Source organism: Aquaticitalea lipolytica (assembly GCF_014641635.1).
GTDB lineage: Bacteria > Bacteroidota > Bacteroidia > Flavobacteriales > Flavobacteriaceae > Aquaticitalea > Aquaticitalea lipolytica.
On record NZ_BMIC01000001.1, the window covers coordinates 954,881 to 971,170 of the forward strand.

Consider the following 16,290-nt stretch of genomic DNA (forward strand, 5'->3'; position numbering starts at 1 on the left):
TTATAGTTAAATTTTAATTGTTCTTAATCTCAATGCATTTACTATTACTGAAACAGAGCTAAAACTCATTGCTAAAGCCGCTATCATTGGCGAAAGTAAAATGCCAAAAAATGGAAATAACACTCCAGCTGCAATAGGCACTCCTAATGTGTTATAAATAAGTGCAAAAAATAGATTTTGTTTAATATTTCTCATCACAGAATGACTTAAATTTCTAGCTTTTACAATTCCGTGTAAATCACCTTTTACCAAAGTTATCATTGCACTTTCTATAGCTACATCGGTACCTGTTCCCATTGCAATACCAACGTCACTTTTTGCCAATGCTGGTGCATCATTAATACCATCACCTGCCATTGCAACCACTTTTCCTTTTTCTTGCAATTTCTCTACTTCTTTGAGCTTGTCTTCTGGTAACATACTGGCTTTAAAATCTGCGAGATTAAGCTCTGATGCTACTGCTTGTGCTGTATCATGATTATCGCCTGTTAACATTATAACATCAATGCCTTTATCTTGAAGCGCTTTAATCGCTTTGGCACTTGTTTCTTTTATTTTATCTCCTATAACTACATACCCAACCACGACTTTATCTAATGATAAATAAGAAACTGTTTTACCTTGTTTTTGGTAATTTTTAGCTTCTTCTTTCATTTTAGAAGTAATATCTGCTTTGACATATTCCATCATTTTAGGATTTCCTAATGCTACTTTTTTATCATTTATTATAGCTTCAACACCTTTTCCTGTAACAGCACTAAAATCTTGTGATTCTAAAATTTCTGTATTGCGCTCTTTTCCATATTTAACCGTAGCTTCTGCTAATGGGTGTTCGCTATTGGTATTCAATGAAACTATGTATTGTAGTAGCTCTTTTTCGTTTAGAGTATCACTAAAAACACCTACTTTTTCTACCGTTGGTTTCCCTTCTGTTATTGTTCCTGTTTTATCAACTATAAGTGTATTCACTTTATCCATTTTCTCAAGAGCTTCGGCATTTTTAATCAATACACCGTTTTGAGCACCTTTACCCACGCCAACCATTACGGACATTGGTGTTGCTAAACCTAAAGCACAAGGACAAGCAATTATTAGAACTGCAATGGCATTTACAAACGCATATACATAGACTGGTTCTGGTCCCCAAATAGACCATACAATAAATGTGATGATAGAAACAAAGACTACAACTGGCACAAAATAACCTGATACCTTATCTGCTAAATTTTGAATAGGCGCACGGCTTCTACTAGCATCATTAACCATATGAATGATTTGAGATAATAAAGTGTCACTTCCTACCTTTTCCGCTTTCATTAAAAAGGATTGATTACCATTGATTGTTCCGCTACTTACTTTATCATATTGTGATTTGTTTACAGGAAGAGGCTCTCCCGTAATCATTGATTCGTCAATAGTTGTTTCGCCTTCAGTTATCACACCATCCACAGGGATTTTATCGCCAGGTTTTACTTTTAGAATATCATTTAATTCTATTTTATCTATACTAACTTCAACTTCTTCACCATCTATTATTTTTATAGCTTTGTTAGGTGCTAACTTTAATAATTCTTTTACTGCTGAATTGGTTTTACTATGTGCTCGTGCTTCCAACAACTGCCCTAACAAAACAAGAGTTAAAATCACAGTTGCTGCTTCAAAATAAACATGTACCGCACCCAATTCCGTTTTAAATTGTTCAGGAAATATATTTGGAAAAAGCATTCCAAAAACACTAAATAACCAAGCTACACCAGCACCTATTCCTATTAGCGTAAACATATTGAGATTCCACGTTTTAATACTTTTGTATGCTCGTTCAAAGAACATCCAAGTAGCATAAAATACTACTGGAATTGATAACACGAATTGTACCCAATTCCAATATTTTTGCCCAATAATATCATACAATGGATTATTATTTAGCATTTCGCTCATAGCTATTAAGAAAATAGGTAGTGTAAAAGCTGAAGCTATCCAAAACTTTTTCAATAGTTTTTTATAGGTTTTTTCTTCTGCTGAAAGGTCTGGTTGCATTGGTACTAAATCCATACCGCAAATAGGACATGAACCTGCTTCATCCTTTACAACTTCTGGGTGCATTGGACACGTCCATTGTTCTGTTGGAGCTGATGATTGATTTTTCTCTTCAACCAAATCCATACCGCAAACAGGACAATCGCCTACTTTATCATAATTTTTATCTCCTTCGCAATGCATAGGACAATAAAAGGTACCTGTGCCTTTTGCTTTTGGCTGGTTTTCCTTTTTATCTTCTAAATGATGATGATGTTCACCTTGATTGTGAATACTGTATCTATCACCATCCTTTTTTAAGGCTTCTTTAAATGTTTCTATTGGAATATGCGATGTCATTTCAATGGTAGCTTCTGCCTTTTCCAAATTAACTGTTGCTTTTGACACACCTTCCACTTTAGAAAGTGTTTCTTCTACGTGCGTACGACAACCCTTACAGGTCATTCCGTGTATGTGATATGTGTGTTTCATAATATGATATGATTTATAAACTGTCATCCAATAGTGTTATCCATTGAATAATAGTTGTTTTTTCTTCTTCTGAAAATTCTGCTTCTTTATGAATAGATTTATAAGACTCTAATGGCATTTTATTACTTTCTATTTGCTTTATAATTGACCGAAGTTTACTTGCCTTTCTTCGATTTGATAAAGAGTCCCATTCACTAAAATTTAATTCGGCTTTTCCTTCTTTAATATGACCTTCTAAAAACCAAGCAACTGGTTGCATTTTATTATACCAAGGGTATGATGTATTGTTACTGTGGCAATCATAGCAAGATTCTTGTAATAGTGTACTAATGTTTTCTGGTGGATTGTTTACCAATAAAAAATCAGTTTTAGGAACAACATCGCTTTGGTTTAGTTCTGCGGGCACAAACTGTATGCCTACAAAAGCTACCAATAAAATCAATGCTATGATTTTTACAATTTTCATTTAGTTTATTTCTTTCTGTACTTTACCACAAGACATCATTTTGCTACCATAATATGGGTTCTTAATATCCTTGCTCATACTCAACCAAGCGCTTCCACCATCATACATTGGGCAGAATTGTTGGTACAACGTATTTTCTGTTCCAGTAATGGCAACCATATCAATAATATCCTTGCTCAAGGTCTTGAAATGCTCACGTTGGTGATCCATTTCACTTTTGCCGATATGCTCTGCGTGTTCTATTGCATCTGCAATGATATCTTTTAACTCTTTTTGCTGTTCAGCAGTGTATTTGCTTACGTCAAAACTTTTTAAAGAACTTTCCAATTTTTTACCTGCTTTTGCAGCATCTTCTTTATTGGTTGCTACCAATGCTTCTTTAAGAGTCATATAGTCTGCCATAACTTGTTTTGCATCTGATGTTTGAACGTTATTGTCTACCACATCATTTGGTGTGTTTAAATTGTCGTGGTTCATTACCTCATCGTGATTCATTTCTGAGTGCATTGCATCTACTGAATGTTCTTTTTTACTGTCTTTACAAGACATTGCTGATAGACTAACGAAAGTCATTACCATAATTGCTGTTGTTACGCTTACTTTTTTCATTTTGTTTATGTTTAGATTATTATTTAATTAAAATTGTTTTTTTCTTCCGATTTGAGGTTATTTAATTCAAAATCCATATCCCTATTTATCAATAGTTTAAAGTTGCACCAAAACCAATTCCCATATCGCTGTCATAATGCGTTGAAATTCCTAAATTTCGGGTAGCTATATATTTAAGACCAGTCATATATTCCTTGTCTGTATTTATCATAAATGCCCAACGAAATCTTGGCGAAATAGGAATATCTTCTCGCATTAACTGAAAACGTACATTGCCATCTGTAAAAATTTCTCCTTGTAATATAACAAGCATAGGTAAGGTATACTCTGCTCCTAAACTCAAAACCGCTCTTTGGTCTTTTGTGTTGGTTTGTCCAAAAATGTTTGTTTCAACCTTACCATTGGTTTTTCGGTATCGCCAATCAAAACCTACAAATGGCATAAACCATTGGTTCTTACCAATATACCGTCCAATATGCGTTTCAGTTTCATAACCGTGTTCATCGTGATAACCCAAACGCCATTCTGTACCAAAACTCCATCGTGTATTTTGAAACATTGCTTTTCCGTCATTTCCATTGGTTGCAAAGTCATTTTCTGCCATAAAATGAAGTTGGTTGCTTTCTGATTGCAGTTTCCTATAAGCCCATTCTTTATTTGGTAAATATGGATTTGGTGCTTGTTTTTCATAACTGAAAACCCTATTCATTCCAGCCATCATATGATATAAAATATGACAATGAAAAAACCAGTCGCCTTCAACATTGGCAGCAAACTCAATAACATCGGTTTCCATTGGCATTATATCTAACACATTTTTTAGTGGTGCATAATCACCTTGTCCGTTTAAAATTCTAAAATCGTGTCCGTGAAGGTGCATTGGATGTCGCATCATTGAACCGTTATAAAGGGTAATCCTTACATTTTCTCCTTTTTTTATGAGGATTTTATCGGTTTCAGAAAGTACTTTGTTATCCATACTCCAAACGTAACGGTTCATATTTCCTGTTAATTCAAAGCGCAACTCCCTTACTGGTGCATCTTTTGGCAATGTTGTTGGCTGTGGTGCTTTCAGCATTCCATAATTTAAAGTTATTATATCCTGGTTAGCATTCATTGAATCGTTGGAATGATTCATATTATCGTCCATTACCATCTTTTCATCCATTTTCATTTCAGGATTCCCTGTAATTTCTGGATACATTACTGTATTCATATCCATTTGCTGGTAGGACATATCCATTCCCATATCGTCCATAGAACCATCCATATTCATCATATTGTTCATCATCTTCATTCCCTCAAAATACTTTAGCCTCGGCATTCTACTTTTTAGTTGCATTTTACCTTTTCCTAAAAAAATTGAAGCCGATTTTGTTCGGTCTTCTGGTGTTGCCAAAAATTCATAAGCCGTATCATCATTTGGGATTGTAACTACAACATCATAAGTTTCAGAAACTCCAATAATCAATCTGTCTACATCTACAGGCTCCACATCATTACCATCATTGGCTACAACGGTCATTTTACCTCCAGCATAATTCAACCAGAAATACGAGGATGCACCACCATTTGAAATGCGTAAACGAACTTTATCTCCAGCCTTGAATTGTGATAGTTGGCTTTCGTTTTTCCCATTAATTAAAAACTTATCATAATACACATCACTTACATCCATTGCCAACATACGTTTCCATTCATTTCCTAATTTGGTTTTGAAATGTCCCGCTTTTATGGCTTCTGAATAGCTTTGAACGGTACCTTTTTTAATAGCAAACCAATCGTTTGCATTATGCAACATTCGATGAACATTTTCGGGCTTAATATCTGTCCACTCACTTAATATTATCGGGACTTCAGGCAAATCATCAATTCCCTTTCTAAATGTTGGGTCATCCTTTTTTTTCAATAAAACCAACGAGCCATACATTCCAATTTGCTCTTGCAAACCACTATGGCTGTGATACCAATGCGTTCCACTCTGAATAATTGGAAAGCGATAGGTAAATGTTTCACTAGGCTTAATTGGCATTTGAGTTAAATAAGGAACTCCGTCTTCCTTGTTGGGAAGAAAAACTCCGTGCCAATGTAATGAGGTGCTTTCGTTTAATTTATTATGAACTACAATTTCCGCAATGTCTCCCTCTGTAAATGTCAAGGTTGGCATTGGTATTTGTCCGTTTACTGCAATTGCCCTTTTTTCTTTACCAGAATAGTTAACAATTGTGTCTGTCATTGTTAAATTATAACGAACAACATTTTGACCGAATATGAAATAAGTTGGCAGTATTCCAAAGAATATAACTACACATTTTATTTGCTTTTTCATTTTATCTATTAGTTAAATAATTAATAATCGCTGTCTGCACGTAATAGGTTTTAATAGATTCTATCTGGTTCATTTGAAACTTTAGTTGTAATTCTTGAATATCCAAAACATCATTAAAATCTATCGTTCCTGTTTCGAAGCTTTTGATTAAGATGCCCTCTGCATCTTTGGCTTGTTTTAGGTTTTTAGTTTGGGTTACATAACTTATTCTTGCAGAAATACGTTCTTTTATTGCCTTATCTAAAAGAGTTTCCAAAGAATTTAATCGTTCTTGTTTTTGGTAATTGATTTCTTGTTGTTGCAGTTCGTTTTGTTTTGAAATCGATTTATACTTCTTATTAAAGATTGGTATGGAAACCGAAACCATTGGCATTACTATATCCTTGCCGTTGTCTATTAAGTTCATGTCTGTACGCTCTGATACTGGAATATAATCCAACCCAAAACCTATCATTGGGCTACTTTCTTTTTGGTTCAATAATTCAGATTGCTCTACTGATTTATAAAGCTTATCATATTTCAACAATTCTGGATGCAATGCCAATTCTCCTAAATTGATTTCAACATCTTCTGAAGGAATTATCAATTCATCTATTAACTGGACTGACATTGCATCGTCTCTATTTAAAAGATTATTAAGATTAGTTTGTTCAGCCAAAAATTGTTGTTGCAAAACATCTTTCAATTGTTGCATTTCGTTTTGGCGCATTTGCAAGCGCAACACATCTACTGCTGAAGCCTTTCCTACCTCAACTGATGTAAGAGCTAAAGTTTCATAGGTTTCCAATAGTTTTATATTTTCAGTCAACACAAGCTGTTTAGCTTTATTAGTATAGAGATTGTAATAAGATTGCGACACAGACGTGATGAGTTTGCGTTTAGTAATAACAATGTCCTCATATTTAGCGTCTGCTAGCGAACTCGCATAGTTTTCTCTTGCAGTAATGCTACCAAACCATGGCAACATTTGTTTTACGGAAATACGAGCACGTTGTGCTCCTGTTCTTGTCTCTGGCTCACTTATAAAATACCCAACTGCAAATTCAGTATTGGGTATAGAATTAACTTCAATTACTTTTTCAGAAGCTATACTGTATTGCAATTCAACCTTTTGAATTTCTGGATTGTTTTTTATAGCTTCATCAATAAGAACTTCTAATTTTTGTGCATGAGTATTCAGCCCTATGAAACAAAAACCAAGAAATAAAACTAATTTGAGGTAATGACCTTTATTTTTCATTTGTTAATCTTTTAAGTTGAAATTCTTTTTTCCAGCTAAACAAAACGGGAACAATAAAATAAGATGTAATATCTATAATCATACCTCCAAAAATTGGAATAGCCATAGGTATCATAATATCACTCCCTCTGCCTGTCGATGTTAATACTGGAAGCAATGCGAGTACAGTAGTAACTGTTGTCATTAAACACGGTCTAATACGCTTTCCTGCTGCTTCTAACGTTGCTAATCGAATTCCTTTTTTATCCGTTGGAGTTTCTTTATCAAAGCTTTGGGTTAAATAAGTTGCCATAACAACACCATCATCTGTAGCAATGCCAAATAAGGCTATAAACCCAACCCAAACAGCAACACTTAAATTGATTGTTTTCATATTAAAGAGTTCCCTTAAGTTCTCACCAAACAAACTGAAATTTAAAAACCAATCTTGTCCATACAGCCACATCATGATAAAACCTCCAGCAAAGGCAACAGTAATACCAGTAAAAATCATTAATGAGGTTGACACCGAACGGAATTGAAAATAAAGAATAAGAAAGATGATTGCTAGTGCTAATGGCACAACAATAGATAAGGTTTTTTCTGCACGTAGTTGATTCTCGTAAGTACCTGTAAACTTATAACTTAACCCTTTAGGCACTATAAGTTCGCCTGAATTGATTTTGCTCTGAATAAGAGCCTGCGCATTTTCGACCACATTTACTTCTGCAAAACCATCCAATTTATCAAACAACACATATCCTACCAAAAAGGTGTCTTCACTCTTAATTACTTGTGGTCCCTGTTCATATCTAATAGTAGCTAATTCGCTTAATGGAACTGGGCTACCTTTTTCAACAGGCACATATATTTGTTCTAAATCGGTTGGATTTGCTCTTAACTCTCTTGGGTAACGTACACGAACTCCATATCGCTCTCTTCCTTCAACAGTTTGAGTTAGCACCATACCACCAACAGCCACTTTTAATACATTTTGGACTTCCTCAATAGTGATACCGTATCGTGCAATTTTCTCTCTGTCAATATCTATCAACAAATAGGGTTTACCTACAATACGGTCTGCAAAAACTGCTTCCTGTTTAACACCTTCAGCCTGTTTCAAAATGTTTTCCAATTGTATCCCAAATGCTTCTATTTGTTTTAAATCTTGACCTTTCACCTTAATTCCCATTGGTGCGCGCATACCTGTTTGTAGCATTACTAATCGTGTTTCAATGGGTTGCAATTTAGGTGCAGAAGTAACGCCTGGTAACTTAGTAGCTTTTACGATTTCATTCCAAATATCATTTGGTGATTGTATTTCAGGTCGCCAATTGCGATAAAACTCCCCATCTTTATCCTCAATTAATTGAGCCCTATCAAGTTTGGTTATGACTGAGCTATTAGTATTATTTGGATTTGCGATAAAACGTCCATCGTTCAATTCAAATAGCCCATTTTCATTCACCTTATATCGTTGACGTTCGCCTTTTTCATTCAACATATATTCAGGTTTGTACTGAATAACATTCTCATACATTGATAAAGGTGCTGGATCTAATGCTGACTCTGTTCTACCAGCTTTTCCAACTACTGTTTGAATTTCTGGAATACTGGCTACTGCCATATCCAACTGTTGTAAAACTCTTTTGTTTTCTTCAACTCCAGAATGAGGCATTGACGTTGGCATTAATAGAAAAGAACCTTCATTTAAAGAAGGCATAAATTCCTTGCCTGTATTTTTCATGATATAAAAACCAAAAATCAACAACGTGGTTGGAATAGTTAAAAACAGTAATCGATTCTCTAATGCCCATTTTAATATTTTACTATAATAATGCTGAAATAGCACAAAAACACCCAATAACCCAAAGCAAATAATACTCACAAAAATTAAGTTTAATATTATGCTTTTATCAACTCCAAGTGGTCTCCAATATTCAGCTAATAAAAACACAATGGCTAATGCTGAAATAATAATATTAATTAGGTTAGCTCTTTTGTCTGTTAGCTTTTGATTTGATTTTAAAAATGCAACAATGCCATAACCTATCAGCAATATCCCAATCCAATAGCCAAAAAACATAATGACTATACCAAGAACAATCATAAGTCCATTTAGAACATAATAACTTGTCTTTCTAATCTTCGCCTTTTTAAATATGGAAGCAGCAAATGGTGGAATTAAAAACAATGCTATTATAAGAGCAGCAGCTAAAGCAAAGGTCTTAGTAAAAGCTAAAGGTCTAAACAATTTCCCTTCAGCTCCAATCATTGTAAATACTGGTATAAAGCTAATGATAGTAGTGGCAACAGCTGTAACAATGGCTCCAGAAACTTCAGCTGTGGCGTTATAAACAACTAAATTGATAGGCAAGTTTTTATCATCTTCATCCAAGTGCCTAATTATGTTTTCTGATAATATCACACCCACATCCACCATAGTACCAATAGCAATAGCAATACCTGAAAGAGCAACAATATTTGCATCGACCCCAAAGAGTTTCATGGTAATAAAAACCATTAAAACAGCCACTGGTAATAACCCTGATATAAGTATTGAAGCTCGAAGATTAAAGACCATTACAATAATGACCAAAATAGTAATCAGAATTTCTAAAATTAAGGCTTCATTAAGTGTTCCTAATGTTTCCTCAATTAGCTCTGTCCTATCATAAAATGGCACTATTGTAACTTGTGAAGTTCTCCCATCACTTAATGTTTTAGAAGGTAATCCTGAACTTAACTCGTTAATCTTTTCTTTAACATTGTTAATGACTTCCATTGGATTAGCACCATAGCGAGCTACAACAACAGCACCTACAACCTCTGCACCTTCTTTATCCAATATACCTCTTCGTGTTGCTGGTCCTAATGATACTTTTCCAATATCTTTTATTCGTATTGATGTGTAATCTTCAGAAGTAACTACTGCATTTTCTATATCTTGAATAGATTTCACATAACCTAAACCTCTCACTAAATATTCAGCCTGATTAATTTCTAGTGTTTGTGCTCCAATATCTCTATTGCTTTCTTTAACCGCTTTAACCACTTGATTTAAACCGATGTTATATTGACGCATTAACTCTGGATTTACATCAATTTGATATTCCTGAACATAACCACCAATGGAAGCGACTTCGGACACGCCACTCGCGGAAGAAAGCGCATATTTTACATAGTAATCTTGAATACTACGTAATTCTTGCAAATCCCATCCACCAGTAACATTACCGTTTTTATCACGTCCTTCAAGTGTGTACCAAAATATCTGACCTAAACCTGTAGCATCTGGTCCAAGTGCTGGATTAACGCCTTCTGGCAATAAGCCACTAGGTAGAGAGTTAAGTTTTTCGAGGATACGACTTCGGCTCCAATAAAACTCTATATCTTCTTCAAAAATGATATAGATGCTAGAAAAGCCAAACATAGATGAACTACGAATGGTTTTTACTCCTGGTATACCCAGTAATGAAGTTGTTAAAGGATATGTGATTTGGTCTTCAATATCTTGTGGTGAACGACCATCCCATTTAGTAAACACAATTTGTTGATTTTCACCTATATCAGGTATAGCATCTACTGAAACTGGATTACTTGGCAAAAACCCTGTGTCCCAATTAAATGGTGCATTTACTGTTCCCCATCCAATAAATAGGACAAGCATTAGTACCGCAACGAGTTTATTTTCTATTAGAAATTTTATGCTTTTATTTAGCATTGGGTTTGATTTTTAATAATTATTATTCAAGGTTAATCTATATTTCAAATACCGTATATTCACCATTCCAAATTTTATAATTTGTTACTTTTTTGATATTCATAATTTCTTCTATTACACCTCTATTAACTGGATATGCATAGACAATTAAAATTGGTCTATTTTGCCTTTTTATAGAAATTAAAATATTATTCAATACTTTTTTTAGTATAAATTCGTCAAAAGGATTGTACATAAAAAAAACATACTCATCATCTTTAAAATTATATTGTGTTGCATCAATATTAATTACCTCAAAAAGGGTATTTGTATTAACTCTACTTTTGAAATTTGTAATATTTTTATTTGCAATTGAGCACAGTTTAGATGATAATTCAATACCTCTTACTTCTTTAAATCCAAATTCTGAAGCTATTAATAAAACTCTTCCTTTGCCTGAACCAATATCTACAAGCACCTTGCCCTTTGGAATATTCATTTTTTTAAGAAGATTCCTTAAAGGCAATACTTTTGTAGCTTGATAACACGATGCGTGTTCAGCAATTTTATCTTCAGCAGTTAAATCTTGTTTAGACACCCAAGAATAAGTATCAATTTTATATTTTATATCGTAGTAGTGATCATATAAATAAGATATTAAATCCATTAAGGTTTTTAATAGCCCTTCATTTCGGATTTTTTTTATAACTCTTGTGATTATTTTATAAATGTTCATAACGTTTTAATATGATAATTAAACAAATAGTATTGATATTAGAAAAATACCATATACAACAAATTACCCCATAACATAAGCTATTGGATAACGTATTTTAATGTTTAAAAATCAAATTAAATAAGTCTCGTCTATTTTGTAGAGTTGCTTGACGACGAGTGGTGGTGAATAATCTTCATATGATGAAATGTTTTCTTCAACTATTTCAAAAAGATTGATATACGTGTTAACAAAATAAGTGATGAATATCTGTTTCTCAAACGAAATTTTGTCAACAGCTAGTTGTAATTCGTCTTGACCATCAACTACTAATTGTTTATCATCACAGCAATTTTTCTTTGTAATTGAGCAACCATCGGTAGAAGGTTTTTCCATTTCCATGCCGCAACCTTTGACTTTATGGGAAATAGCAGTTTCCACTAAAGCTCCTCCACAATAATGCATGTTAATAGTAAATGATAGTGTAGAAAATAACACTACAAAAGCCATCACCAAAGACATTATGTTTCGGAATATTTGTTTCATACTAATCGCTAAGTTACAAAAAATCAAACAATAGGCAGTTTTTTAACAAAAAATTAAAGCACGAACCTAACAATCAAAAACAGAGCTATAAATAAAGCTATAAAAGCCAACACTGTAACAATTTTATCTTTCTGCGTAACATTGCTCTTATTTGACTTTTTTGATTTCCTAAACTTTTTCATATTGTTTCTATAATGTGACATTTTCACTTAATTTAATCCCAATTCATCCTCTGTAATCTAACTGCATTCAAAATTGCTAATAATGCTACTCCAACGTCTGCAAAAACGGCTTCCCACATCGTTGCTAATCCTCCTGCTCCTAAAATTAAAACTATTACTTTAACTCCAAATGCCAATATGATGTTCTGCCAAACAATTTTTCTAGTGGAACGACTAATTTTTACAGCTTTTACCACTTTGGAAGGCTGGTCTGTTTGAATAATAACATCTGCAGTTTCAATAGCAACATCGCTACCTAAACCTCCCATCGCAATTCCTACATCACTTGCTGCTAAAACAGGTGCATCGTTAATACCATCTCCAATAAATGCGATTTTGTTTTCTGGATTTTTCTTTAAAGCCTCAACTTCACTTAATTTATCTTCTGGTAATAAACCGCCTTTTGCATTTTCAATATTTAATTCAGAAGCTACTTTTTGAGTAATAGAGTCTTTATCACCAGAGAGCATCATTATATTTTTGACACCTACTTTATGTAACGCAGTAATCGTTTCTTTTGCATCTTCTTTTAATTCGTCTGCAATGACAACATAACCTGAAAATGCATTGTCTATAGATACTAATACTATAGACTCTACGATAGTTTCTGTTTCCTCTAAAACATTAATATTGTTGGCTAACATTAGTGCTTTGTTACCCACTAAAACAGCCTTTCCATTTACAAAACCTTTCAAACCTTTTCCCGCAATTTCAGATACGTCCACAGCCTCATAATCTAATCCTTCATCTCTATATTCTAGTATCGCTTTTGCTATTGGATGTGTGGATTGTTCTTCCATTGCCAACAGGTATTTCATAAACTCTTTATCATCCAAACCAATAGCTTTAATTTGTTTGATTTTAAAAACTCCTTTAGTAACCGTTCCTGTCTTATCCATTACCAAAGTATTTATCTTAGTCATTGCATCTAAAAAGGAAGCTCCTTTAAATAATATTCCATTTTTTGATGCCGCTCCCAATCCTCCGAAATAACCCAGTGGGATAGAAATTACAAGCGCACAAGGGCATGAAATCACTAAGAAAATTAAAGCTCTGTACAACCAGTCTCTAAAGACGTAACCCTCTACAATAAAGTATGGTAGAAATGCAACACCAATAGCTAGAAAAACTACAATTGGCGTATATATACGTGCAAATTTTCTAATGAATAATTCTGTTTTAGATTTGCGAGCTGTGGCATTCTGCACCATATCAAGAATACGTGCTATGGAACTATCTTTAAATTCTTTAGTGGTTTCTATTTCAATTACACCGTCCAAATTTATGCTTCCAGCAAATACTTTTTCGTCTTTTGCAATCGTATCGGGTTTACTTTCACCAGTCAAAGCTGCTGTGTTAAACGACCCTTTTTCGGAAAGCAAAATACCATCTAAAGGCACTTTTTCTCCAACTCTTACTTGTACTTTTTCTCCAATCCCAACAAGTTCAGGGCTAATACTTACAATATTTCCGTTTCTAAAAACATTAGCCTCTTTAGGTCTGACATCCAATAATGCTTTAATATTACTCTTAGCTCTATTGACTGCTGCATTTTGAAATAACTCTCCAATAGCGTAGAATAACATAACAGCAACACCTTCTGGATATTCACCAATAGAAAAAGCACCCAAAGTAGCTATTGACATTAAGAAAAACTCTGTAAAAACATCGCCTTTTTTAATACTTTCTATACCTTCTTTTACAACAGGAAGTCCCACTGGCAAATAAGCAATACCGTACCAAATGATGCGTAACCAATCCTTGAAAAAAGCAACACCATTATAGTCTAAAACAATGCCCATCATAAGCATTGAAAAACTTATAATTGCTGGAATATAGGCTTTGTAATTGTTGGGTTGACTACTATGGTCGTGTCCATCATCATGACTATGCTGCTCTTCCGAATTTTGTTTTAAATCTCTCAAATTGACTTTCTTCTTCATTTTGTATTGAATATTATTTTAATATCATTAGGGATAGGCATTTTTCTTAATGGAGGCACATTTGCACCTCCAGTATTTCCATGTGGCACATGATTAATAAAAGATTTCCAACCTCCAACTACTAGCCTTAAAAGCTGACCAAATACTTCACTAGTATCTTTTTGGTTTAAACCAAATTTAAGCATTAACCAATGCGAATATGTATGCTCAATTGGATAAGATTGTCCAATGATATGACTTCTCTCCAAATGATACCAAGCAACTGTAAAATTGTTGTTTTCTAAAGCTATTAAATATAAATCAATCTCTTTGTAATAGGCTGTTTTAAGCTGTTTTGGGATTATTAAATTCAATTTCATCTTTTAATATTTTAAAATGTGAAATTATCATTTAAAGTGATGCAATGGAAGTGCATTTATAATCCACTACACTTATCACAAATACCTTTTACAACCAAGTTTATGTCCTCAGAAACGAAACCATTTGGCACTTTAATTTGTGGAATTTTATGTTCAGTTAGACATATTGTTTCGTTACAATTATTACAATGAAAATGTAAATGTAAATCGGCTTCAATCTCACAATTACATCCCTTTTCACATAAAGCATATTTTGTAATCCCAGTACCATCGTCTATTTGATGCACAATTGCTTTGTCTTCAAAGGTTTTTATAGTCCTATATAAAGTGGTTCTATCAGCTTTTTCAAATGCATTTTCTATATCACTTAAAGTAACTGCTACTTGTTTATCAGCAAGAAACTTATAAATCAATAAACGCATGGCAGTAACACGAACATCTTTTAAAGCAAAAAATTTTTCTATCTCGTTCATATCTAATTATTAATGTCCATGTCCTCCTTCTTCTTCACTGTTTTTTGCTTTCGCTAAAAGGGTGAAAGCATCTTTTAACACAACTTCAACTTTAGCAATATCTTGGTCTTTGTTTTCTAAAAATATTGCCACAAAACCTTCTTCTTCGTTGCCTTTAGAAATTTCAATCATTTCAAAATCATTCATTGTTTGTTCGTTTTCTTTTCTTTTCCCTAATGACTTGAAAATATAGTGTTTGCTATCAAACCTTACAATAGCTTCTTCGGGAACAGTATATTGTTCTAGTGCTTCTACTTCAATATTAGCATTTACAAACATACCAGGCAGTAAGTCTTCATTTTTTTCTTTCAAGTGACCATGAATTGTAATTGACCTATCTTCTCGAACGTTGTTTCCTATTAGGAATACCTCTGCTTCCATCCATTTATTTGGAGCATTTGCTAATCTAAAGCGAATACGCTGACCCATTCTAATAAGTGGTATGTCATCTTCATATACTTTTAGCTCCACATGTAAATCAGATGCATCGGTTATATCCATCAAAACATCTTGAGGATTAAAATATTTTCCAGTATTAATATATACATCCCTCACAATACCATTGATTGGAGAATAAACATTCACCACAGAAGAAATCTTACCATTTTTAACACTTGAAGGATTTATACCAATTAATCGCAACTTACTTTCTAAAGCTTGAATGTTAGCCTTATTAGTTAAATAACTGCTTTTTGCTTTTTGAAATACCTTTGTAGATGTTACTTCTTCATTATTTAAAGTTTGTTGACGTTCAAAATCTGCCTTTAAATATTCATTATTTGCTAATGCTTCTAAATAATCTCTTTGAAACTCAATAAATTCAGGGTTTTCTACTGTAGCAATAATTTGCCCTTTTTTTAGTCTAGTTCCAGGTAACATAGCCGTATATTTTAGAAAACCTCCATAAGGAACAGTTACCGAAATATTGCCTTGGGGTGGCACGTCAATCATTCCATTTACAGAAATTTCGTGTCCAATTTTTCGTTTAACAACTTTACCAATAACAATTTCAGTTTGTTTCAATTGCGCATCTGTAAGTTCAATAATATTCTCATTTTTACTTTCATGAGTATTTTCAATAACTGTTGTTTTTTCTTTACAACCCACTCCTAAGATAAGTGCGATAAATAGGATTATTTTATAAACTATATTTTTCATGT

General features: G+C 33.4%; 12 protein-coding genes. All 12 read right to left on the reverse strand.

Features of this window, described 5'->3' with window-relative positions:
- Nucleotides 1-6: 6 nt before the first annotated feature.
- Nucleotides 7-2,508, reverse strand: coding sequence for a heavy metal translocating P-type ATPase (locus IEW41_RS04490; RefSeq protein ID WP_188605130.1), 2,502 nt, complete (start codon nt 2,506-2,508; stop codon nt 7-9).
- A gap of 13 nt (nt 2,509-2,521) precedes the next feature.
- Nucleotides 2,522-2,974, reverse strand: a complete 453-nt coding sequence (locus tag IEW41_RS04495) for a heme-binding domain-containing protein (protein WP_188605131.1) — start codon at nt 2,972-2,974, stop codon at nt 2,522-2,524.
- A complete protein-coding gene (locus IEW41_RS04500) occupies nt 2,975-3,583 on the reverse strand; it encodes a DUF3347 domain-containing protein (protein WP_188605132.1) in 609 nt (202 codons plus the stop codon).
- Between the two features lie 88 nt (nt 3,584-3,671).
- The gene (locus IEW41_RS04505; protein ID WP_188605133.1) at nt 3,672-5,912 is read right to left on the reverse strand and encodes a multicopper oxidase domain-containing protein; all 2,241 of its coding nucleotides are present in this window, start codon (nt 5,910-5,912) and stop codon (nt 3,672-3,674) included.
- Nucleotide 5,913: 1 nt separating this feature from the next.
- Nucleotides 5,914-7,152: a TolC family protein gene (locus IEW41_RS04510; RefSeq protein WP_188605134.1), complete on the reverse strand. Its 1,239-nt coding sequence runs from the start codon at nt 7,150-7,152 to the stop codon at nt 5,914-5,916.
- The gene (locus tag IEW41_RS04515; RefSeq protein WP_188605135.1) at nt 7,142-10,855 is read right to left on the reverse strand and encodes an efflux RND transporter permease subunit; all 3,714 of its coding nucleotides are present in this window, start codon (nt 10,853-10,855) and stop codon (nt 7,142-7,144) included. The genes IEW41_RS04510 and IEW41_RS04515 overlap by 11 nt, the downstream gene beginning before the upstream one ends.
- Before the next feature lie 37 nt (nt 10,856-10,892).
- The gene (locus tag IEW41_RS04520; RefSeq protein WP_188605136.1) at nt 10,893-11,501 is read right to left on the reverse strand and encodes a class I SAM-dependent methyltransferase; all 609 of its coding nucleotides are present in this window, start codon (nt 11,499-11,501) and stop codon (nt 10,893-10,895) included.
- Nucleotides 11,502-11,681: 180 nt separating this feature from the next.
- Nucleotides 11,682-12,095, reverse strand: coding sequence for an HYC_CC_PP family protein (locus IEW41_RS04525; RefSeq protein WP_229660163.1), 414 nt, complete (start codon nt 12,093-12,095; stop codon nt 11,682-11,684).
- Between the two features lie 214 nt (nt 12,096-12,309).
- Nucleotides 12,310-14,259, reverse strand: a complete 1,950-nt coding sequence (locus IEW41_RS04530; protein ID WP_188605137.1) for a heavy metal translocating P-type ATPase — start codon at nt 14,257-14,259, stop codon at nt 12,310-12,312.
- Complete coding sequence (locus IEW41_RS04535; RefSeq protein ID WP_188605138.1) at nt 14,256-14,618, reverse strand: DUF3703 domain-containing protein; 363 nt, start codon at nt 14,616-14,618, stop codon at nt 14,256-14,258. Before IEW41_RS04535 ends, IEW41_RS04530 begins: the two co-directional genes overlap by 4 nt.
- 56 nt (nt 14,619-14,674) lie before the next feature.
- The gene (locus tag IEW41_RS04540; protein WP_188605139.1) at nt 14,675-15,091 is read right to left on the reverse strand and encodes a Fur family transcriptional regulator; all 417 of its coding nucleotides are present in this window, start codon (nt 15,089-15,091) and stop codon (nt 14,675-14,677) included.
- A 9-nt stretch (nt 15,092-15,100) separates the two neighbouring features.
- Nucleotides 15,101-16,288: an efflux RND transporter periplasmic adaptor subunit gene (locus tag IEW41_RS04545; RefSeq protein ID WP_188605140.1), complete on the reverse strand. Its 1,188-nt coding sequence runs from the start codon at nt 16,286-16,288 to the stop codon at nt 15,101-15,103.
- Between the last annotated feature and the right edge of the window lie 2 nt (nt 16,289-16,290).